Origin of the sequence: Methanoculleus sp. UBA208 (assembly GCF_002498065.1) — an archaeon.
Classification (GTDB): domain Archaea; phylum Halobacteriota; class Methanomicrobia; order Methanomicrobiales; family Methanoculleaceae; genus Methanoculleus.
Genome location: NZ_DAFZ01000113.1, coordinates 823 through 1,695 on the forward strand (window position 1 = coordinate 823; position 873 = coordinate 1,695).

At 61.6% G+C, this 873-nt stretch carries 1 pseudogene; it reads left to right on the forward strand.

The features are described from left to right. Positions 1-873: pseudogene (locus BRA62_RS11735) on the forward strand (hypothetical protein); the annotation flags it as partial.

Sequence of the window (873 nt, forward strand, 5' to 3'; positions counted from 1 at the left end):
GCGCCGACCCTGGAGGACGTCGAGTTCGTCAACTGCAAGGCCGTGGACACCGGGACCTACGGGTTCCTCCACAACGCCTGGGGGACGACGAACAAGGTGATCCGGGACGTCCGCTACGAGAACTGTGCCGCGATCAACTGCGGCAGGTACGGGCAGTTCAACCCCTGGGTGACCGGGTTCGACTTTGCGGAGCAGAACGACATCGAGGGCCTCCGCGTGACGAACTGCCTCGCCGAAGGCAACCTGGAGTCCGGGTTCCACTTCGAGTGGGATCCCGAGAAGCGAGACTGCATCCTCGAGAACTGCATCAGCAGGAACAACGGGCAGAAAGACTACCCGACGAAGCCCTACGTCCAGAGCGACATGTCGACCCACTACTTCGGGTGCGGTTACTATGCCCCCCGGGGCGACATCACCTTCATCAGCTGTTACTCCGAGGGGAACAGCCGGCACGGGTTCTACGCGACGAACGGCGGCAAACTCTACAGTTGCGTCGACAAATGCGTCGGCGCCGGGAAGACCGATTACCGGCTCATCCAGCCGGCTTCGTTCTACGCCGCCCCGACCCGGTCGATAGCCCCGTCCCTGGTGCTCGAGAACTGTTCGAGCATCGATTCGCACGGCTACGGTCTCCATATCGATCTCGCAAGCGACGTCTGGATCAAGAACTTCCGCCTGGAGAATCCGGCCGGGATCGACGGCAAGGCAACAAACCTTGGCGGGTCACAGGGTGGGCCGCTGGCCAATTCCGTGGTGAACATCTATGCGTCGGGCGACCGGGCTGAAACGTTGATCTGGGCCAGGAATAACGAAAATGTCGAGTACTCCGGCCGAATTGTCTCGGACTCGGCAAAGCCGTTCGTGATCGAGGGC